Origin of the sequence: Streptomyces sp. NPDC006552, from assembly GCF_040611655.1 — a bacterium.
Taxonomy (GTDB): Bacteria; Actinomycetota; Actinomycetes; order Streptomycetales; family Streptomycetaceae; genus Streptomyces.
In genome coordinates this window covers 63230-82166 of the sequence record NZ_JBEXOS010000019.1, presented here as the reverse complement: position 1 = coordinate 82166, position 18937 = coordinate 63230, and the positions used below count along the sequence as shown (strand labels likewise).

Here is an 18937-nt window from a genome sequence, read left to right as displayed (position 1 = left end):
CGCACCGTCAGCCGCCGACGAGACCGCCACCCGGCAGACGGGACCGCGCAGCCCTATCCCGGGAAATGACGCTCAAGGCCGAGCCACACCTCGTCATAGCCGCGCTGCAAGTGCCCCGCGTCGCGGGCCTGCGGCGCCACCGTGATCGGCCACCGCGTCTCGAACATGAACGCCAGCCCGTCATCGACCCGCTGCGGCACCAGCTCCGCCGCGCTCGCCCGGTCGAACGTCTCCCGGTCGGGCCCGTGCGCCGACATCATGTTGTGCAGCGAGCCCCCGCCGGGCACGAACCCGGCGGCCTTCGCGTCGTAGGCGCCGTCGATGAGGCCCATGTACTCGCTCATCACGTTCCGGTGGAAGTACGGCGGCCGGAACGTGTCCTCGCCGACCAGCCAGCGCGGCGCGAAGACCACGAAGTCCACGCCCGCGAGGCCCGGGGTGTCCGAGGGTGACGTCAGCACCGTGAAGATCGACGGGTCCGGGTGGTCGTAGGAGATCGTGCCGAGCACGTTGAAGCGGTGCAGGTCGTACACGTACGGGACGTGGTTGCCGTGCCAGGCGACGACGTCGAGCGGGGAGTGGTCGTAGGTGGCGCTCCAGAGGTTGCCGCAGAACTTGTTGACGACCTCCACCGCGCGCGGCGCCGCCCCGTCGTCCTCGTACGCGGCGACCGGGGCCCTGAAGTCCCGGGCGTTCGCCAGGCCGTTGGCACCGATCGGGCCGAGGTCGGGGAGGCGCAAGGGCGCACCGTAGTTCTCGCACACGTACCCGCGGGCGGTCTCGTCGAGCAGCTCGACCCGGAAGCGCACCCCGCGCGGGATCAGCGCGACCTCGCCCGGCGCGGCGGCGAGCAGGCCGAATTCGGTGCGCAGCAGCAGGCCGCCGGCTTCCGGCACGATCAGCAGCTCGCCGTCGGCGTCGCTGAACACCCGGTCCGTCATGGGGGAGTCGGCGTGGTAGAGGTGCACGGCCATGCCGGTGCGCTGCGTCGCGTCGCCGTTGCCGCCGAGCGTCCACAGGCCGGCCAGCCAGTCCGTGCCGGGCGCGGGCGCGGGCAGCGGGTCCCAGCGCCGCCGGTTGGGATCGGGCACGGCCTCCGTGAAGGGGGCGGTGCGCAGGGCACCGTTGTCCACGCGGGTGAACTCCGGGTGCGCCGCCGACGGGCGGATCCGGTACAGCCACGAACGGCGGTTGTGCGCGCGGGGCTCGGTGAAGGCGGTGCCGCTGAGCTGCTCCGCGTAGAGGCCGAGCGGGGCGCGCTGCGGCGCGTTGCGCCCCACGGGCAGGGCGCCCGGCACCGCCTCCGAGGCGTGCTCGTTCCCGAAACCGGACAGATAGGCCAGACCCTCGGCCTGCTTGCGGACGTCGCCGCTCATCTTCGCTCCCTCGTCCCTGATTCCTATGCTCAACCGTAGGATTCGGTGCCACCCCGCGCAAGAGGTTCTCCGCGTCGCGGACTCCTCCCCGGGAGGGATCCGTGAACGTGAGCGTTGCTCTACTGTCCCGGTCATGTCCAGGACACCGTGCGCCCGTGCCACGGCCGCCCTCCTGGCGTGCGCCGTGCTGACGGGGCTCGCCGGGTGCGGCGGCGACGCCGACCGGCCCCGGCGGGCCGGCACGCTCCTCGACCGCACCGACGACGAGGGCCACCGGTACCGGCAGGTCCGCGGCGAGGGCGCGCCGGAGGTCGCCGTCGTCGTCCAGCCGGACGCCGACCCGGCGCGCGGCTGGTACCTGCGGGTGCGCGTCCGCCACTTCCGGCTCAGCCCCGCGGGCACCCCGGCCGTGGCCGTGCGGGGCCGCGGCTACGTCCAGCTCTCGCTGGACGGCCATCGCCTCTCCCGGCTGCGCGGCGCCGCCTACCGGCTGCCCGCCGCCCGGCTCAGCCGCGGCACGCACCACGTCACCGCCCGCCTCCACGCCGACGACCACACCGTCTGGGCGGTCGAGGGGAAACCGGTCGAGGCCACCGCCGACCTGACCGCCTCCGGCGCCGAGGCGGCCCCCGTAGGCTGACCGGCATGCCCCATCCCACGTCCCTGCGCCGCACACCCGTCCAGCAGCGCAGCGCCGAGCGGCTCGGCCGGATCCTCGACGCCTGCGCCCGGCTCCTCGACGAAGCGGGGTACGACGAGCTGAGCACCCGGACCGTCGCGGCCCGCGCCGACGTGCCGATCGGCTCCGTGTACCGCTTCTTCGGCAACAAGCGCGCCCTGGTCGACGCCCTGGCCCAGCGCAACCTGGAGCGGTACGCCGAGCGCGTCGCCGAGCGGCTCGGGACCATCGCCGCGGACGACTGGCGCGCCGCCATGGACGCCGTCCTCGACGAGTACCTCGCCATGAAGCGCACGGCGCCCGGCTTCGCCCTCGTCGACTTCGGTACGCAGATCCCCGTCGGCGCCCCCGACGCCGACCCCAACCACCGCGTCGCCGACACCCTCACCGGCCTCCTCGCCCCGCACCTGGGCCGCACGCCCGACGCCGCCCTGCGCCGCGCCTTCCTGGTCGCCGTCGAGGCCGCGGACGCCCTGGTCCGACTCGCGTTCCGCCTCGACGCGGCCGGAGACGAACGGATCATCGAGGAGACCCGGCAACTGCTCCGGGCGTACCTGGGGCGCGTCCTCGACTGACCGGGCCCCGGCCGGACCGGCCGGGGAAGGCGCGACGGGCCGGTCCCGTCCCGCCGATCGCCTCCCCCTCCTCCATACCGCTCGGTATGCTCATCGCCTGTCCGCCCGTCCCGCCGTGCCCCACGCCTCGTTCCGGGAGACGCCATGCCCCGTACCGCCCTGCGTATCTGCCCGCTCTGCGAAGCGACCTGCGGACTCAGCCTCACCATCGAGGGGACCCGGGTCACCGGGGCCCGCGGCGATCGTGACGACGTGTTCAGCCGCGGGTTCATCTGCCCCAAGGGCGCCTCCTTCGGCGCCCTCGACGCCGACCCCGACCGGCTCACCCGGCCCCTCGTCCGCAAGGACGGGCGGCTCCAAGAGGTCGACTGGGACGAGGCGTTCGACGCCGTGGCCGCCGGCGTGCGGCCCCTCGTCGAGCGCTACGGGCCGGACAGCGTCGGCGTCGTCCTCGGCAACCCGAACGTGCACACCATGGCCGGTGCCCTCTACCCGCCGCTCCTGCTCGGCGCCCTGCGCACCCGCAACCTCTTCACCGCCTCCACCGTCGACCAGATGCCCAAGCACGTCTCCAGCGGACTGCTCTTCGGCGACGCGAACGCCATCCCGGTCCCCGACCTCGACCGCACCGACCACCTCCTGATCCTCGGCGCCAACCCGCTGGAGTCCAACGGCAGCCTGTGCACCGCCCCGGACTTCCCCGGCCGGCTCAAGGCCCTGCGCGCCCGCGGCGGCACGCTCACCGTCATCGACCCGCGCCGCACCCGCACCGCCCGGCTGGCCGACCGCCACCTCGCCGTCCGGCCCGGCACGGACGCCCTGCTGCTCGCCGCCGTCGCGCACGTCCTCTTCGAGGAGAAGCTGGCCGACGTCGGACCCCACCTCGCCGACCACGTGCAGGGACTCGACGAACTGTCCGACGCACTGCGGGAGTTCACCCCCGAGGCCGTCGCCGCCCGCTGTGACATCCCGGCCGCCACCGTGCGCGTCCTCGCCCGGGAACTCGCCGCGGCCCCCACCGCCGCCGTCTACGGCCGCGTCGGCAGCACCACCGTCGCCTTCGGCACCGAGGCGAGCTGGCTCGTCGACGTCCTGAACATCCTCACCGGCAACCTCGACAAGCCCGGCGGCGCCCTCTTCCCGCTCTCCGCCACCGCCCCGGCGCCCCGCCCGGCCGGCCCCGGCAAGGGCTTCGCCCTCGGCCGCTGGCACAGCCGCGTCTCCGGGCACCCCGAGGCCAAGGGAGAGCTGCCGCTCGCCGCGCTCGCCGAGGAGATCGACACCCCGGGCGAGGGTGCCGTGCGGGCCGTCGTCGCCATCGCCGCCAACCCGGTCCTCTCCGCCCCCGACGGCGACCGCCTCGACGCGGCGCTGGCCTCGCTCGACTTCATGGTCAGCGTCGACCCGTACCTGAACGAGACGTCCCGCCACGCCCACGTCGTGCTGCCGCCGCCCCCGCCGTCCCGAAGCGCCCACTTCGACTTCGCGTTCAACGCCTTCGCCATCCGCAACCAGGCCCGCTACACCCCGGCCGCCGTCCCCCTCCAGGACGGGCAGCCCGACGAGTGCGCGGTGCTGGCCCGCCTCGTCCTCGCGGTGGGCGGCCGGCACGGCGCACCGGCCGGCACCGTGGACGAGACGGTCATCGCGGCCACCCTCGCCAAGGCCGTCACCACCCCGCACTCGCCCGTCCTCGGGGCCGACCCCGAGCGGCTCGCCCGCGAACTCACCGGCCGCACCGGACCCGAGCGCCGCCTCGACATGATGCTGCGCCTCGGCCCCTACGACCTCACCCTCGACGACCTGCTCGCCCAGCCGCACGGCATCGACCTGGGCCCCCTGGAGCCGCGGCTGCCCGCCCTCCTGAAGACCCGCAGCGGCCGGATCGAACTGTTGCCGCGGCCGATCGCCGACGACCTGCCGCGGCTGCGCCGGGAGCTGAGCCGGAAGGAGGAGGGGCTCGTCCTCGTCGGGCGGCGCCATCTGCGCTCCAACAACAGCTGGATGCACAACATCCCCGCCCTGACCGGCGGCTCCAACCGCTGCACCCTCCAGGTCCACCCCGACGACGCCGCCCGGATCGGCCTGACCGACGAAGCGCCCGCGCGCGTACGGGCGGCCGGCGGCGAGGTGGTGGCGCCGGTGGAGGTGACGGACGCCGTGCGGCCCGGCGTCGTCAGCCTGCCGCACGGCTGGGGCCACGACCGCCCCGGGACCCGGCTCGGCGTCGCGGCACAGGACCCGGGCGTCAACGTCAACCAGCTCCTCGACGGGCGCCTGCTCGACCCGCTCTCCGGCACCGCCGTGCTCAACGCGCTGCCCGTCGAGGTCACGGCGGTCGAGGCGGCCCCGCCCATACCATCGTGACCTGGAGTTTTGCGCTTATTGCTCGGGCGTCAACATCTTGTTAACGCTCGCGCCACGCCCCTAACGTCGCGCTGACCGCCACTCCCGGGCGGCAGTTCAACGGCGAACGTAGGGACCCACTCCATGCTGACCATCCTCGGATTCGTCATGATCGCCACCTTCCTGGTGCTGATCATGATGAAGAAGGTGTCGCCGATCGCGGCGCTCGTGCTCATCCCCGCGCTCTTCTGCGTCCTGGTGGGCAAGGGGGCGCACCTCGGCGACTACGTCATCGCGGGCATCGGCGACCTCGCGCCCACCGCGGCGATGCTGATGTTCGCGATTCTCTACTTCGGCGTGATGATCGACGTCGGCCTCTTCGACCCGGTCGTCCGCGCCATCCTGCGCTTCGCCAAGGCCGACCCCGTCCGCATCGTCGTCGGCACCGCCGTGCTCGCCGCGATCGTCTCCCTGGACGGCGACGGCTCCACCACCTTCATGATCACCGTCTCGGCGATGTACCCGCTCTACAAGCGGCTGAAGATGAGCCTCGTCGTGCTGACCGGTGTCGCCGCGACCGCCAACGGCGTGATGAACACCCTGCCCTGGGGCGGCCCCACCGCCCGCGCCGCCACGGCCCTGAAGGTCGACGCGAGCGACATCTTCGTCCCCATGATCCCGGCGCTCGCCACCGGACTCGTCTGCGTCCTCCTGCTCGCCTACGTCCTCGGGCGCCGCGAGCGCACCCGGATCGGGTACCTCTCCCTGGACTCGGTGGTCGAGGAGACCGTGAGCGAGGGCGCCGCCGGGAAGGTCCTGGTCGGCGCGGGCGGCGGCACCGGCACGGCGGCCACCGGCGGCGGCGACACCGCCACCGCGTACGCGAACGAGGACGGCGAGACCTTCGCCGGGCTCGACCCGCACCGCGCGACCCTGCGCCCCCGGCTGTACTGGTTCAACGCGCTGCTCACCGTGGTCCTGCTCACCGCGATGATCATGGAGCTGCTGCCGATCCCGGTCCTCTTCATGCTCGGCGCCGCGCTCGCCCTCTCCGTCAACTTCCCGCACATGCGGGACCAGAAGGCCCGGATCGGCGCCCACGCCGAGAACGTCCTGAACGTCTCCGGCATGGTCTTCGCCGCCGCCGTCTTCACCGGCGTCCTCCAGGGCACCGGCATGGTCGACCACATGGCCGAGTGGGTCGTGAGCGGCATCCCCGACTGGATGGGCCCGCACATGGCCCTGGTCACGGGCGTCCTGTCGATCCCCTTCACCTACTTCATGTCCAACGACGGCTTCTACTTCGGCATCGTGCCGGTCCTCGCCGAGGCCGGGAACGCGCACGGTGTCTCCACCCTGGAGATCGCCCGCGCCTCCCTCGTCGGCCAGCCGCTGCACATGTCGAGCCCGCTGGTCCCGGCGGTGTACGTGCTGGTGGGCATGGCGAAGGTCGAGTTCGGCGACCACACCCGGTTCACCGTGAAGTGGGCCGCGCTGACCGCCCTGGTGGTTCTCGGCGCCGGTCTGCTGTTCGGGATCGTGTGAGGAAGGTGCCGTGACGCACGCGCCCAGCGGAAGCCGCGGCTGGCTGCTCCGTCTCGTCCTCGCCTTCGGCTTCGCGCAGGCGGCGGTCTCCATGGCCCGGCCCGCCGTCTCCTACCGGGCCCTCGCGCTCGGCGCCGACGAACGGGCCGTCGGCGTCATCGCCGGGGTCTACGCGCTCCTGCCGCTGTTCGCCGCGGTCCCGCTGGGCCGCCGTACCGATCACGGCCGCTGCGCCCCGCTGCTGCCGGCCGGTGTCGTCCTGATCTCCGGCGGCTGCGCGCTGAGCGGCCGCGCGGACTCCCTGCCGGCGATGGCCGCCTGGAGCGGCGTGATGGGCCTCGGTCACCTCTGCTTCGTCATCGGCGCCCAGTCGATCGTGGCGCGCCAGTCCGCCCCGGACGAACAGGACCGCAACTTCGGCCACTTCACCATCGGCGCCTCCCTCGGCCAGCTCGTCGGGCCCGTCGCCGCGGGCGCCCTGATCGGCGGCCCGGACCGGGCGGGCACCAGCGCGCTCGCGCTGCTGGTCGCGGCGGGCGGTTGCGCGGCAGCGTTCACGTCGCTGTGGCGCATCGAGTTCCGCCGTACGCCGACACGGGCGCGGCCGGGTGAGCGCAGCCCCACCCGCGTCCCCGTCCACCGCATCCTGCGCACCCGGGGCGTTCCCGGCGGCATCTTCGTCAGCCTCTCCGTACTCTGCGCGACCGACGTCCTCACCGCCTACCTCCCGGTCGTCGGCGAGGACCGGGGCATCGCCCCCTCCGTCGTCGGTGTCCTGCTGAGCCTGCGCGCGGGCGCCACGATCGCCTGCCGTCTGGTGATGACCCCGCTGATCAACTGGCTCGGCCGGTCCGCGCTGACCGCCACGACCTGCCTGGCGGCCGCCGTGCTGTGCGCGGGCATCGCCCTGCCCGTCCCCGTCTGGGGCCTCGGCGCGATGCTGGTCCTGCTCGGCTTCTGCCTCGGGGTCGGCCAGCCGCTGTCGATGACGACGGTCGTGCAGGCGGCCCCGCCGGAAGCCCGCTCCACCGCCCTGGCCCTGCGCCTGACCGGCAACCGCCTCGGCCAGGTCGCGGCGCCCGCGTCGGCGGGCCTGATCGCCGGGGTGGCGGGCACGGCGGCCCCGTTCGTGATGCTGGGCGGCCTGCTGCTGGTGGCGGCGGCCTGCGGCTTCCGGGCCGCGTCGGTGAAGCGCCCCGAAGGGGCGCGGGGGACGGCGCGAGCGACCACGACGGGTCAGGCACCCGCCGACGAGGCCGAGGCCGGCCACGGCGCGCCGGCGCGACCCGCCCGATCACCCCGCCGAGCCCCGCGCGGGAACACGTGACCCACGTCTCTGGCGCCCCAAAACTATCGCCGCTAGTTTAGGACGCGGACAGACGAACGGCGAGCGAGGGAGTGCCATGCGGGCCCACGACGGCATGTACATCGGCGGCGAGTGGCGGCCCGCCGCGGGCGGCGACACCATCGCGGTCGTCAACCCGGCCGACGAGAAGGTGATCGGCCACGTCCCCGCGGGGACCGCCGAGGACATCGACGCCGCCGTCCGCGCCGCCCGTGCCGCCTTCCCGGGCTGGGCCGCGACCCCGCCCGCCGAGCGCGCCGCGCGGATCGCCGCGCTCCGGGACGTCCTGGTGGCCCGCAAGGACGAGATCGCGGAGACGGTCACCGCCGAGCTGGGCGCCCCGCTGCCGTTCTCGCAGACCGTGCACGCGGGCGTACCGGTCCTCGTCGCGGGCTCGTACGCCGAACTCGCCGCCACCCACCCCTTCGAGGAGAAGGTCGGCAACTCCACGGTCTACGCCGAGCCGGTCGGCGTCGTCGGCGCCATCACGCCCTGGAACTACCCGCTCCACCAGATCGTCGCCAAGGTCGCCCCGGCGCTCGCCGCCGGCTGCGCCGTCGTCCTCAAGCCGGCCGAGGACACCCCGCTGACCGCCCAGCTCTTCGCGGAGGCGGTCGACGAGGCCGGGCTGCCCGCGGGCGTCTTCAACCTCGTCACCGGCCTCGGCCCGGTCGCCGGTCAGGCGCTCGCCGAACACGCCGACGTCGACCTGGTCTCCTTCACCGGCTCCACCGCGGTCGGCCGGCAGATCGGCGCGACGGCGGGCGCGGCCGTCAAGCGCGTCGCCCTCGAACTCGGCGGCAAGTCGGCCAACGTCATCCTGCCCTCCGCCGACCTCGTCAAGGCGGTCAACGTCGGCGTCGCCAACGTCATGGGCAACTCCGGCCAGACGTGCAGCGCCTGGACCCGGATGCTCGTGCACACCTCGCAGTACGACGAGGCGGTCGAACTCGCCGCGGCCGCCGCCGCCAAGTACGGCGACCGCATCGGCCCGCTCGTCAACGCCAAGCAGCAGGCGCGGGTGCGCGGGTACATCGAGAAGGGCGTCGAGCAGGGCGCCCGCATCGTGGCGGGCGGCCCCGAAGCCCCGCGCGAGCAGGGCTACTTCGTCCAGCCCACCGTCTTCGCCGACGTCACCCCGGACATGGCCATCGCCCAGGAGGAGATCTTCGGCCCGGTCGTCTCCCTCATCCGGTACGAGGACGAGGACGACGCCGTCCGGATCGCCAACGGCACCGTGTACGGCCTCGCGGGCGCCGTCTGGGCCGGCGAGGAGGCGGAGGCCGTCGCCTTCGCGCGCCGCATGGACACCGGGCAGGTCGACATCAACGGGGGACGCTTCAACCCCCGTGCCCCGTTCGGCGGTTACAAGCAGTCCGGCGTCGGCCGCGAGCTGGGCGCCCACGGCCTGTCCGAGTACCTCCAGACGAAGTCCCTTCAGTTCTGAGCCCACTCCAGGGAGTTGCGCCATCATGGTCCGCGCCGCAGTACTGCCCGCCGTCGGCTCTCCGCTGGAGATCACCGGCATCGACCTGCCCGAGCCGGGGCCGGGACAGGTCCGTATCAAGCTCGCCGCCGCCGGGGTCTGCCACTCCGACCTGTCCCTGACCGACGGCACCATGCGGGTGCCGGTCCCCGCCGTCCTCGGCCACGAGGGCGCGGGCACGGTGGTCTCCGTCGGCGACGGCGTCACGCACGTGGCGCCCGGCGACGGCGTCGTCCTCAACTGGGCTCCGTCCTGCGGGCGTTGCCACGCCTGCTCGCTCGGCGAGGTCTGGCTCTGCGCCGACGCGCTGGCCGGGGCGGGCGCCGTCTACGCCCGCCGCTCCTCGGACGGCTCGGACCTCCACCCCGGCCTGAACGTCGCCGCGTTCGCCGAGGAGACCGTCGTCGCCGCCGACTGCGTCCTGCCCGCCCCGGCCGGGGTCCCGCTGACCGACGCGGCCCTCCTCGGCTGCGCCGTCCTCACCGGCTACGGCGCGATCCACCACTCGGCGCGGGTGCGCGCGGGCGAGACCGTCGCGGTGTTCGGCGTCGGCGGCGTCGGCCTCGCCACGCTCCAGGCCGCGCGGATCGCGGGCGCCTCGAAGATCATCGCGATCGACGTCTCCGCGGCGAAGGAGGAGCTGGCCCGGCAGGCGGGCGCGACCGACTACGTCATCGCCTCCGGGACCACGGCCCGCGAGATCCGCGCCCTCACCGGCAAGCAGGGTGTGGACGTGGCCGTCGAGTGCGTCGGCCGCGCGGTGACCATCCGCACGGCCTGGGAGTCCACCCGCCGCGGCGGCCGCACCACGGTCGTCGGCATCGGCGGCAAGGACCAGCAGGTCACCTTCAACGCCCTGGAGATCTTCCACTGGGGCCGCACCCTCGCGGGCTGCGTCTACGGCAACTGCGACCCGGCGACCGACCTGCCGGTCCTCGCGGAGCACATCCGCGCGGGTCGCCTGGATCTCAGCGCCCTGGTGACCGAACACATCACCCTGGACGAGATCCCGTCGGCGTTCGACGCGATGGTGGCGGGCAAGGGCGGCCGGGCGCTGGTCATGTTCTGACCCTCGTGATCGCTACACCTGGCCCCGGCCCGGCGGGCCTTGGGCGAGGGCGGCCAAGATGCCGGGGACCAGAGGGTTCGGGTCGTTCTTGCGCCACGCGACGGCGACTCGTGTGCGCACGGCGCCGGGCGCGATCCTGCGGAAGGCGACGCCTTCGAGCCGGATCCGGCGGATGCTCTCCGGGGCCAGTGACACGCCGAGGCCGGCTCCCACCAGAGCGCAGACGGTCTGCCATTCCACAGCGTGTTGGGCCACCTGTGGGGTGAAGCCCGCCGCGATGCACAGATCCGTGATCTGGTCGTGCAGCGGCGGGCCGACGGCGCGCGGCAGGAGCACGAAGGGGCAGTCCGCCAACTGCTCGACCTGGACGGTTCGTTGCGCCGCGACGGGGTGCGAGGCGGGCAGGACGGCCACGAACGACTCGCTCAGCACGGTCTCGAACCCGAGCTCCGCGTCCGGGGCGGGCGGCTCCCGCAACAGGCCGATGTCGATCGTCCGGTCGCGCAGGGCGGCCAGTTGCGGCGTGGTGGTCATCTCCTGGATGTCCAGCCGCACGGCGGGAAACCGTTCCCGGAAGGTGCGCAGCAAGCGGGGGAGGAGGGTGAGGGCGAGTGAGGCGGCGAAACCGATCCGCAGGCGGCCGGCCGCGCCACTGCCGGCTTCCCGGGCCGCGGTCAGGCCCTGTGCGAGGTGACCGAGGGCGTGCCCGGCGGCAGGGAGGAGTTCCCGGCCTGCCGCGGTCAGGCCGATGCGCCCGGGTTCGCGGCTGAAGAGGGCGTAGCCGACCTTCTCCTCCAGGCGGCGGATCTGCTGGCTCAGCGGCGGCTGGGCGATGCCGAGGCGGGCGGCGGCACGGCCGAAGTGGAGTTCCTCGGCGAGAACGAGGAAGGCGTGCAGCTGCGGCAGGGAAAGTTCAGGACGCTCCATACGCTCAGAGATATCACTGCGCACCTGACGAGGTATTAGACGTATCAATACTGGTCACTTAGCGTTCGGCGCATGACAGAGCGACGTTCCCTCCTCAGCGGCTCGACGTTCGAGGAGCAGATCGGGTACGCCCGCGCCGTGATCGACGACGACTGGGTCCATGTGTCCGGGACGACCGGATTCGACTACACCACCATGACGATCTCCGGCAACGTGGTGGAGCAGGCCGAGCAGTGCCTGCACAACATCGCGGCCGCCCTGACCGAAGCGGAGTGCACCTTCGCCGACGTCGTGCGAGTGCGCTACCTGCTGCCCGACCGAGCCGACTTCGAACCCTGCTGGCCGGTGCTGCGCCGCGCTTTCGGCGAGGTCCGGCCGGCCGCCACCATGCTCATGTGCGGCCTCGCCGACCCCCGCATGAAGATCGAGATCGAGGTGTACGCCCGGCGGACCACGGCGTGACCGCCTGATCCGGTCACGGAGAACCGGGCGGCCCCTAGCCGCGTCCGGCCGCCGCCACGATCCGCTCGTACTGGACACTGAGCCCGTCGAGCAGCGCGGCGAGCCCGGTCTCGAAGGCCCGCTCGTCGACGACATCCTGCTTCTCCGCGAGGAGGTGCGCCTGCCCGAGGTGCGGATAGTCCGCGGGGTCGTACGCCGTCTCGTCGTCGACGAAGCCGCCCGCGAAGGAGCCGAGCGCCGAGCCCATCACGAAGTAGCGCATCAGCGCGCCGATGGACGTGGCCTGCGCGGGCGGCCACCCCGCGTCGGTCATGGCCCCGTAGACGGCGTCGGCGAGACGCAGTCCGGCCGGCCGCCGGCCCGGGCCCTGGGCCAGCACCGGCACGATGTTCGGGTGCTCGCGCAGCGCGGCCCGGTAGGAGACCGCCCAGTCGTGCAGCGCGGTCCGCCAGCCCCGGGTGTCCCCGGCCTCAAACATGTCCAGGTCGACCTGGGCGCTCACCGAGTCGGCGACCGCCTCCAGGATCTGGTCCTTGGTGCGGAAGTGGTTGTAGAGGGAGGGCCCGCTCACCCCCAGCTCGGCCGCGAGCCGCCGGGTCGAGACGGCCGCGAGCCCCTCGGTGTCGACGAGGGCGCGGGCCGCCTCGACGATGCGGTCGGTGCTCAGCAGGGGCTTGCGCGGTCGGGCCATGCGGCACATAGTAGGGCTGTCAGCTGAAAACTAGCAGTGCTAATTTATGGCATCTGCCGCACGTGCCTGGGAGTCGTCCGTGGATCTGGAGCTGAGCGAGGAGCAGGCGGCCGTGCGCCGCCTGGCCAAGGACTTCGTGGACCGCGAGATCGCGCCGCACGTGGTGGCGTGGGACCGCGCCGAGGAGGTCGACCGGGCCGTCGTCAAGAAGCTCGGCGAGGTCGGGTTCCTCGGTCTGACCATCGGCGAGGAGTACGGCGGCTCGGGCGGCGACCACCTCGCGTACTGCCTGGTCACCGAGGAGCTGGGCCGCGGCGACTCCTCCGTGCGCGGCATCGTCTCGGTCTCTCTGGGCCTCGTCTCCAAGACGATCCAGTCCTACGGGACCGAGGAGCAGAAGCGGCACTGGCTGCCCCGGCTCACGGCCGGCGAGGCCCTCGGCTGCTTCGGCCTCACCGAGCCCGGCACCGGCTCCGACGCCGGGAACCTGACCACGCGGGCCGTGCGCGACGGGGACGACTACGTCATCAACGGCGCCAAGATGTTCATCACCAACGGCACCTGGGCCGATGTCGTCCTGCTCTTCGCCCGCTCCACCGACGCCCCCGGCCACAAGGGCGTCTCCGCCTTCCTGGTGCCCACCGACACCCCCGGGCTGACCCGCCGCACCATCCACGGCAAGCTCGGCCTGCGCGGCCAGGCCACCGCCGAACTGGTCCTGGAGGACGTCCGCGTCCCCGCCACCGCCCTGCTGGGCGCCGAGGGCAAGGGCTTCTCGGTGGCGATGTCCGCCCTCGCGAAGGGCCGGATGTCCGTCGCCGCCGGCTGCGTCGGCATCGCCCAGGCCGCGCTTGACGCGGCGGTCGGCTACGCGGGCGAGCGCGAGCAGTTCGGCAAGCCGATCGCCTCCTACCAGCTGGTGCAGGAGCTGATCAGCGACATCGCGGTCGACGTGGCCGCGGCCCGGCTGCTCACCTGGCGCGTCGCCGACCTCATCGACCGCGGCGAGGAGTTCGCCACCGCCGCCTCGCAGGCGAAGCTCTTCGCGTCCGAGGCCGCGGTCCGCGCCGCCAACAACGCCCTCCAGGTCTACGGCGGCTACGGCTACATCGACGAGTACCCGGTCGGCAAGCTGCTCCGCGACGCCCGCGTCATGACCCTGTACGAGGGCACGAGCCAGATCCAGAAGCTGATCATAGGCCGCGCCCTGACCGGTGTCTCCGCGTTCTGAGGGCGGCGGCCCGGGGGCCGGTCCGGGCTGAGTACGTACCTGAGTAGCTGAGCGGAGGCGGCCACGGGCCCCGCCGGTCCATTCTCTTCGCTATGAGTGAGACACCGGTCAAACAGCAGAACACCGCGGCCTACTACGGACAGGCCGTCGCGTCCTTCGCCCTCGCGCTCACCGCCGTCACGGTCGGGATCTACCAACTCGACGCCAGCGGCTGGATCCGCGCCTTCCTCGCCGTCTCGGTCCTCTACCTCACGACGTCGGCCTTCACCCTCGCCAAGGTGGTCCGGGACCGCCAGGAGGCGGACCAGATCGTGAGCCGCGTGGACCAGGCCCGCCTGGAGAAGTACCTCGCCGACCACGACCCCTTCAAGCCGGTGGCCTAAGCGCCCGCTCACCTCGGAGGGTATGGTGTGGGCGCACGTACCCGGGAGGATGTGAGCGGACCGATGACGCAGGACGAGCAGGCCCCCGACCGAGCGGCCCAGGCCGTCGACGAGGTGCCGTGGGCCGAGGTCACCCCCGACGCCGCGCGGCGACTGCTCGTCGCCGCGGTCGAGGCGTTCGCCGAGCGGGGGTACCACGCCACCACCACCCGCGACATCGCGAGCCGCGCCGGCATGAGCCCCGCCGCGCTCTACATTCACTACAAGACCAAGGAGGAGCTCCTCCTGCGGATCAGCCGCATCGGCCACGAGAAGGCGCTGCTGATCCTGCGGCGCGCCGCCGACGGCGAGGGCGGCGCGGCCGAGCGGCTGACCGAGGCGGTCCGCTCCTTCGTGCGCTGGCACGCCGGGCATCACACGACCGCCCGCGTCGTCCAGTACGAACTGGACTCGCTCGGCGAGGAGCACCGCCCCGCCATTGTGGAGCTGCGCCGCCGCAGCGACGCCGCCGTGCGCGAGATCATCGGCGACGGGGTGGCGAGCGGGGAGTTCGACGTGCCGGACGTCCCCGGCACCACCCTCGCCGTGCTCTCCCTCTGCATCGACGTGGCCCGCTGGTTCAACGCCGAGGGCCGCCGGACCCCCGACGAGGTCGGCGCGCTCTACGCCGACCTCGTGCTGCGCATGGTGGGGGCCGACGCGCAACGCCGGCCGGCTCAGACGTAGTAGCGGGAGACCGACTCGGCGACGCAGACCGGCTTCTCGCCGCCCTCGCGCTCCACGGTGAACGCCAGAGTCACCTGCACCCCGCCCGGCACGTCCGTCACGGACGTGATCGAGGCCGTCGCCCGCAGCCGCGAGCCGACCGGCACCGGGGCGGGGAAACGGACCTTGTTCGTGCCGTAGTTGACGCCCATCTTCACGCCCTCGACCGCGATCAGCTGCGGGCCGAACAGCGGCAGCAGCGACAGCGTCAGGTACCCGTGCGCGATGGTCGTGCCGAACGGGCCGGCCTTGGCGCGCTCCGGGTCGACGTGGATCCACTGGTGGTCACCGGTGGCCTCGGCGAACTTGTCGATCCGTTCCTGCTCGACCGTGACCCAGTCCGTGTGGCCCAGCTGTTCGCCGACTGCGGCCTTCAGTTCGTCGGCATCCTTGAAAACCCGCGGCTCCGCCATCTCCAGTGACCTCCCAGGTCCGTTGTCTAAGCGCTTGCTCAGACCTCTGGGCATGCTAACAACCGGCCCGCCCGGGCACTAGGCTCGGCCGGGTGCCACAGATCCCGGAGAAGATCCACGAGCTGACCGTCGGCCAGGTCTCGGCCCGCAGCGGCGCCGCCGTCTCGGCGCTGCACTTCTACGAGTCCAAGGGTCTGATCGCCAGCCGCCGCACCCCGGGCAACCAGCGCCGCTACACCCGCGACACGCTGCGCCGGGTCGCCTTCATCCGCGCAGCGCAGCGCGTGGGCATCCCGCTCGCGACGATCCGCGGCGCCCTCGCCGAACTCCCCGAGGAGCGCACCCCGACCCGCGAGGACTGGGCGCACCTCTCGCAGACCTGGCGGGGCGAGCTGGACGAGCGGATCCGGCAGCTCGCCCGGCTGCGCGACCACCTCACCGACTGCATCGGCTGCGGCTGCCTCTCCCTGGAGACCTGCGTGCTCTCCAACCCCGACGACGTCAGCGGTGAGCGCCTCACCGGCTCGCGTCTGATGGCGGAGCGCCAGGAGCGTCAGGGCAGCCGGGAGCGTCCGGCGCGGTGAGGTCCGGCCCCGGCCCCACCGCCCGGAACACCGCGCTGAGCGCCACCGCCGCCAGCGCCCCGGCCGCCACCCCGCTGCCGAACAGGGTGCGGGCCCACGACGGCAGCTCCGCGTAGATCTCCGGCGCCACGATCGGCAGCATGCCGATGACCAGGGCGAGCGCGATGACGACGCTGTCCGTGCCGTTGTTCAGGTCGGTCCGGGAGAGCATGCCGAAGCCCATCACCGCGATCACCGCGTAGATGACCAGGCCCGCGGCGCCCACCACCGGTCCGGGGACCGCCGCGAGCAGCCGGGTCAGCGGGGTCAGCAGTCCGCACAGGACGAGCAGCACGCCGGCCCCCGCCGTCACGAACCGGCTGCGGACGCCGGTGAGCTGGACGATGCCGATGTTCTCGGCGCTGGTCACCATCAGCGACGTACCGAAGACGCCGGAGCCGAGCGAGACCAGCGCGTCGGCGCGGGCGATGCGCGGCACGTCGCGGCCCGGGTCGGGGGCGCGGCCGACGGCCTCGCTGTTGAGGACCGTCTGCCCGGTGGCCTCGGCCAGGGAGGCGAGCGCGAAGACCAGCAGCGGGATCGCGGCGAGCAGGTCGATGTGCGGGGCCCCGTACGGGAAGAGGTCCGGCAGCGCGAACGCGGCACCGTGCGCGACCTCGAGGTCGGTGCCGGTGAGGACGGCGATCAGCGTGCCGCAGACCAGGCCGAGCAGCACCGCCATCTGCCGCCACACGCCGCGCAGGACGAGGAAGAAGACGGCGATGACGCCGAGCGTCGCGAAGCCGAGCCCCGGCCCGGCGGCGACCATCGGCGCGGTCACCTTGATCATGTTGATGCCGATGAGGACGACCGTCGTCCCCATCACCAGCGGCGGGAAGAGGCGCACGAGCCGGCCGTAGAACGGCAGCACGCAGAGCAGGAACGCGGCCGAGACCAGGACCGATCCCGAGGCCGTCGCCGGGCCGTACTCCCGCGCGATCTGCAGGAAGATCGCCACCGCGGCGCCGCCCGGCAGCATCAGGAAGGGCAGCCGCGCGCCGACCCGCAGCACGCGCACCCCGAGCGACTGGAGCAGCGCGCCGATCCCGCACAGCACCAGCGTGGCGCTGAGCAGCGACGCGGTCCGCCCGGCCGGCAGCTCGAGCGCTGTCGCGATGAGGATGACGGAGGAGACGGGCGCGGCCACGCCCGCCAGCAGGTGCTGGCAGGCGAGGGGGACGAGGCGCCGCAGCGGCAGCATCTCGTCGACCGGTGCCGTACCCGCCCCGGAGTGCGCCGCGGTGGCGGTCACCGGCTCAGCCAGGGCAGCTCGGCCGCCGAGTAACGGTAGGAGCGGAAGGCGGCGTTGGGCTCGGAGGGGAACAGCTTGCGGACCTCCTCCTCCTGGTAGCCGCCGAAGTACGGGATCACGTACTCCCAGCACAGGTAGCCGTCCGCGGTCACCTCGAAGAGGCGGCCCGCGGGGGAGTCGGTGATCAGCGTGTTCCCGTTCGGCAGCCGCTGGGCGCTGCCCATGAACGGCGCGAAGAACGACTCGCGGGCCGGGTCGTGGTACTCCCACACCACCTTGCCGCTGGAGCGTTCGATCTCGATGACCCGGCTGAACGGCACGTCCCAGTGCGGCCGGAAGACGCCGTTGTCGAAGACGAGGACGTTGCCGTTCTCCAGCTCGGTCGGGCAGTGCTGCTGCGAGACGACGCCCGGCTCGGAGCGCCAGACGATGTCCCCGGTGGCGCGCTCGATGACGACGACCGCCGACACCGAGCGGAAGCTCGCGAGGATGTTCCCGTCGGCGAGCGGCAGCACGCTGTTGATCAGCGGATAGTGCTCGCGGGCGTAGTCCGGGTGGAGCGGGAAGGCGTCGCGGTCGAGCCGGTCGGCGACCCGCCACTCCCAGGTCCGCCGCCCCTCCGCGTCGACCTCGACGATCGTGTCGGCCCACACCGTGGTGCCGCCGGCCTCCGAGCCGGGGACCCCGCCGCGCACGGCCGCGGCCGCGGCGCCGGTGAGCGGTTCCAGGGCCGTGTACAGGACGCGGCCGTCGCCGTAGTGGTGGGCGTCGTGGTGCTGGAGCGGGTCGCGGTGCTCGCGCACCACCGTGCCGTCCGGGGTGATCTCCTGCATCAGGCCGCCGCGGTACTTGTGCCACATCGGGAACAGCGCGGGCTCGCCGGGCAGGACGCCGTTGTAGGCGAGGTTGCCGCCGGCAAGGATGCGGGCGTGCCGGCCCGGGCGGTGCGGCAGGTCCCACCGGTGGACGGTCTCGCCCCGCAGGTCGATCAGGTACACCTCTCCGCTGCCGGTCAGCGGCGCGAACAGGGTGTAGCCCGGGTATGCGGCGTCCTCGTCGAGCGCGATCAGGCCGGTACCGCGGCGGCGCCGCTGGTTCTGGTCCACGCGAGCCATGGAGGCCCCTTCCCATGGTTAACTTTTTTAAGTGACGGTGAACGAGTTAAGCACGGCTATAGGGTGCGCAGGAACAGGGAGCACAGGGAAAGGGCGTTACAAGTACATGAACGTGGGACCGGGCATCCGGCGCAGGCGGCGCGCCCTGGAGCTGACGCTCGCCGACGTGGCACGGCGGGCCGGGGTCTCCGTACCGTTCCTGAGCCAGGTCGAGAACGGCCGCTCGCGCCCGAGCATGAACTCGCTGCAGCGCATCGCCGACGCGCTCGAGACCACCGCCGTCGAACTGCTCGCCGCCGCGGAGGTGCCCCGCCCGGTCGACGTGGTCCGCAGCGCGGACCACCCCGCGACGGACGGCGGGGTACGCCCCCTCGTGCGCGGCCGGCAGCACCTGCACGCCCTGGAGTTCACCGGCGAGCACGACTGGGACCGGGAGTACCGGCACGCGGGCGACGAGATCCTCTACGTGGCCGACGGCTCGGCCGAGGTGGAGGCGGGCGGCACGCGCCATCTCCTGGAGCGCGGCGACACCCTGTACTGCGCGGCGCAGATGCCGCACCGCTGGCGGCCGCTGGAGCCGGGGACCCGGGTGCTGCTGGTCGGGGTCGCGGCCCCGTAAGGGGTGCGGGGGGCGGTGCGAGCCACCCCGTACGG

The 18937-nt window shown here is 73.2% G+C and carries 19 protein-coding genes; 13 read left to right on the top strand and 6 right to left on the bottom strand.

Features of this window, described 5'->3' with window-relative positions; translation table 11 throughout:
* Positions 1-53 precede the first annotated feature (53 nt).
* Entirely contained in the window at positions 54-1376 is a 1323-nt protein-coding gene (hmgA, locus tag ABZY33_RS14495; protein ID WP_356491879.1) for a homogentisate 1,2-dioxygenase, read from the bottom strand.
* A gap of 133 nt (positions 1377-1509) precedes the next feature.
* On the opposite strand from hmgA, the gene ABZY33_RS14490 reads away from it, so the two are divergent.
* From ABZY33_RS14490 to ABZY33_RS14460, 7 genes are all read left to right on the top strand, one after another.
* Positions 1510-2016 carry a hypothetical protein gene (locus tag ABZY33_RS14490; protein ID WP_356491878.1) on the top strand — a complete coding sequence of 169 codons (507 nt, stop codon included), beginning with the start codon at positions 1510-1512 and terminating at the stop codon, positions 2014-2016.
* Positions 2013-2630, top strand: a complete 618-nt coding sequence (locus ABZY33_RS14485) for a TetR/AcrR family transcriptional regulator (RefSeq protein ID WP_356491907.1) — start codon at positions 2013-2015, stop codon at positions 2628-2630. The genes ABZY33_RS14490 and ABZY33_RS14485 overlap by 4 nt, the downstream gene beginning before the upstream one ends.
* 144 nt (positions 2631-2774) lie before the next feature.
* A complete protein-coding gene (locus tag ABZY33_RS14480) occupies positions 2775-4997 on the top strand; it encodes a molybdopterin oxidoreductase family protein (protein WP_356491877.1) in 2223 nt (740 codons plus the stop codon).
* Positions 4998-5120: 123 nt separating this feature from the next.
* A complete protein-coding gene (locus ABZY33_RS14475) occupies positions 5121-6521 on the top strand; it encodes a CitMHS family transporter (protein WP_356491876.1) in 1401 nt (466 codons plus the stop codon).
* A gap of 10 nt (positions 6522-6531) precedes the next feature.
* The gene (locus ABZY33_RS14470; RefSeq protein ID WP_356491875.1) at positions 6532-7848 is read left to right on the top strand and encodes an MFS transporter; all 1317 of its coding nucleotides are present in this window, start codon (positions 6532-6534) and stop codon (positions 7846-7848) included.
* A 76-nt stretch (positions 7849-7924) separates the two neighbouring features.
* Positions 7925-9313, top strand: a complete 1389-nt coding sequence (locus tag ABZY33_RS14465) for an aldehyde dehydrogenase family protein (protein ID WP_356491874.1) — start codon at positions 7925-7927, stop codon at positions 9311-9313.
* Positions 9314-9338: 25 nt separating this feature from the next.
* The gene (locus tag ABZY33_RS14460) at positions 9339-10421 is read left to right on the top strand and encodes a Zn-dependent alcohol dehydrogenase (protein WP_356491873.1); all 1083 of its coding nucleotides are present in this window, start codon (positions 9339-9341) and stop codon (positions 10419-10421) included.
* Between the two features lie 12 nt (positions 10422-10433).
* Here the strand turns inward: ABZY33_RS14460 and ABZY33_RS14455 are convergent, their stop codons facing one another.
* The gene (locus ABZY33_RS14455) at positions 10434-11348 is read right to left on the bottom strand and encodes a LysR family transcriptional regulator (RefSeq protein ID WP_356491872.1); all 915 of its coding nucleotides are present in this window, start codon (positions 11346-11348) and stop codon (positions 10434-10436) included.
* 72 nt (positions 11349-11420) lie between these two features.
* On the opposite strand from ABZY33_RS14455, the gene ABZY33_RS14450 reads away from it, so the two are divergent.
* On the top strand, positions 11421-11810 hold the full coding sequence (locus ABZY33_RS14450) for a RidA family protein (RefSeq protein WP_356491871.1): 390 nt from the start codon (positions 11421-11423) through the stop codon (positions 11808-11810).
* A gap of 34 nt (positions 11811-11844) precedes the next feature.
* Here ABZY33_RS14450 and ABZY33_RS14445 read toward each other — a convergent pair whose 3' ends face one another.
* Positions 11845-12501, bottom strand: a complete 657-nt coding sequence (locus tag ABZY33_RS14445; RefSeq protein ID WP_356491870.1) for a TetR/AcrR family transcriptional regulator — start codon at positions 12499-12501, stop codon at positions 11845-11847.
* A 79-nt stretch (positions 12502-12580) separates the two neighbouring features.
* On the opposite strand from ABZY33_RS14445, the gene ABZY33_RS14440 reads away from it, so the two are divergent.
* The 3 genes from ABZY33_RS14440 to ABZY33_RS14430 all read left to right on the top strand — a co-directional run bounded on the left by ABZY33_RS14440 (position 12581) and on the right by ABZY33_RS14430 (position 14841).
* Positions 12581-13732 (top strand): acyl-CoA dehydrogenase family protein, encoded by a 1152-nt coding sequence (locus ABZY33_RS14440; protein WP_356491906.1) that lies wholly within the window; start codon positions 12581-12583, stop codon positions 13730-13732.
* Positions 13733-13824: 92 nt separating this feature from the next.
* A complete protein-coding gene (locus tag ABZY33_RS14435) occupies positions 13825-14115 on the top strand; it encodes a YiaA/YiaB family inner membrane protein (protein ID WP_356491869.1) in 291 nt (96 codons plus the stop codon).
* 63 nt (positions 14116-14178) lie between these two features.
* Positions 14179-14841 (top strand): TetR/AcrR family transcriptional regulator, encoded by a 663-nt coding sequence (locus ABZY33_RS14430; protein ID WP_356491868.1) that lies wholly within the window; start codon positions 14179-14181, stop codon positions 14839-14841.
* Here the strand turns inward: ABZY33_RS14430 and ABZY33_RS14425 are convergent.
* Positions 14832-15293: a MaoC family dehydratase gene (locus tag ABZY33_RS14425; protein ID WP_356491867.1), complete on the bottom strand. Its 462-nt coding sequence runs from the start codon at positions 15291-15293 to the stop codon at positions 14832-14834. The genes ABZY33_RS14430 and ABZY33_RS14425 overlap by 10 nt on opposite strands.
* 92 nt (positions 15294-15385) lie before the next feature.
* Between ABZY33_RS14425 and soxR the strand changes: the two genes are divergently transcribed.
* The gene (soxR, locus tag ABZY33_RS14420) at positions 15386-15877 is read left to right on the top strand and encodes a redox-sensitive transcriptional activator SoxR (RefSeq protein ID WP_356491866.1); all 492 of its coding nucleotides are present in this window, start codon (positions 15386-15388) and stop codon (positions 15875-15877) included.
* Here the strand turns inward: soxR and ABZY33_RS14415 are convergent.
* Together ABZY33_RS14415 and ABZY33_RS14410 are read right to left on the bottom strand one after the other, a co-directional pair.
* Complete coding sequence (locus ABZY33_RS14415; RefSeq protein ID WP_356491865.1) at positions 15810-17168, bottom strand: solute carrier family 23 protein; 1359 nt, start codon at positions 17166-17168, stop codon at positions 15810-15812. The two genes, soxR and ABZY33_RS14415, sit on opposite strands and share 68 nt — an antisense overlap.
* Positions 17165-18283 (bottom strand): aryl-sulfate sulfotransferase, encoded by a 1119-nt coding sequence (locus tag ABZY33_RS14410; RefSeq protein WP_356491864.1) that lies wholly within the window; start codon positions 18281-18283, stop codon positions 17165-17167. The genes ABZY33_RS14415 and ABZY33_RS14410 overlap by 4 nt, the downstream gene beginning before the upstream one ends.
* A gap of 106 nt (positions 18284-18389) precedes the next feature.
* Between ABZY33_RS14410 and ABZY33_RS14405 the strand changes: the two genes are divergently transcribed.
* Positions 18390-18902, top strand: a complete 513-nt coding sequence (locus ABZY33_RS14405) for a helix-turn-helix domain-containing protein (protein ID WP_356491863.1) — start codon at positions 18390-18392, stop codon at positions 18900-18902.
* Positions 18903-18937: the final 35 nt, after the last annotated feature.

Coding starts and splice junctions, on each gene's coding strand:
- hmgA (WP_356491879.1), bottom strand. CDS start 1,376: ATGAGCGGCGACGTCCGCAAGCAGGCCGAGGGTCTGGCCTATCTGTCC.
- ABZY33_RS14490 (WP_356491878.1), top strand. CDS start 1,510: ATGTCCAGGACACCGTGCGCCCGTGCCACGGCCGCCCTCCTGGCGTGC.
- ABZY33_RS14480 (WP_356491877.1), top strand. CDS start 2,775: ATGCCCCGTACCGCCCTGCGTATCTGCCCGCTCTGCGAAGCGACCTGC.
- ABZY33_RS14475 (WP_356491876.1), top strand. CDS start 5,121: ATGCTGACCATCCTCGGATTCGTCATGATCGCCACCTTCCTGGTGCTG.
- ABZY33_RS14465 (WP_356491874.1), top strand. CDS start 7,925: ATGCGGGCCCACGACGGCATGTACATCGGCGGCGAGTGGCGGCCCGCC.
- ABZY33_RS14460 (WP_356491873.1), top strand. CDS start 9,339: ATGGTCCGCGCCGCAGTACTGCCCGCCGTCGGCTCTCCGCTGGAGATC.
- ABZY33_RS14455 (WP_356491872.1), bottom strand. CDS start 11,348: ATGGAGCGTCCTGAACTTTCCCTGCCGCAGCTGCACGCCTTCCTCGTT.
- ABZY33_RS14450 (WP_356491871.1), top strand. CDS start 11,421: ATGACAGAGCGACGTTCCCTCCTCAGCGGCTCGACGTTCGAGGAGCAG.
- ABZY33_RS14445 (WP_356491870.1), bottom strand. CDS start 12,501: ATGGCCCGACCGCGCAAGCCCCTGCTGAGCACCGACCGCATCGTCGAG.
- ABZY33_RS14435 (WP_356491869.1), top strand. CDS start 13,825: ATGAGTGAGACACCGGTCAAACAGCAGAACACCGCGGCCTACTACGGA.
- ABZY33_RS14430 (WP_356491868.1), top strand. CDS start 14,179: ATGACGCAGGACGAGCAGGCCCCCGACCGAGCGGCCCAGGCCGTCGAC.
- ABZY33_RS14425 (WP_356491867.1), bottom strand. CDS start 15,293: ATGGCGGAGCCGCGGGTTTTCAAGGATGCCGACGAACTGAAGGCCGCA.
- ABZY33_RS14410 (WP_356491864.1), bottom strand. CDS start 18,283: ATGGCTCGCGTGGACCAGAACCAGCGGCGCCGCCGCGGTACCGGCCTG.
- ABZY33_RS14405 (WP_356491863.1), top strand. CDS start 18,390: ATGAACGTGGGACCGGGCATCCGGCGCAGGCGGCGCGCCCTGGAGCTG.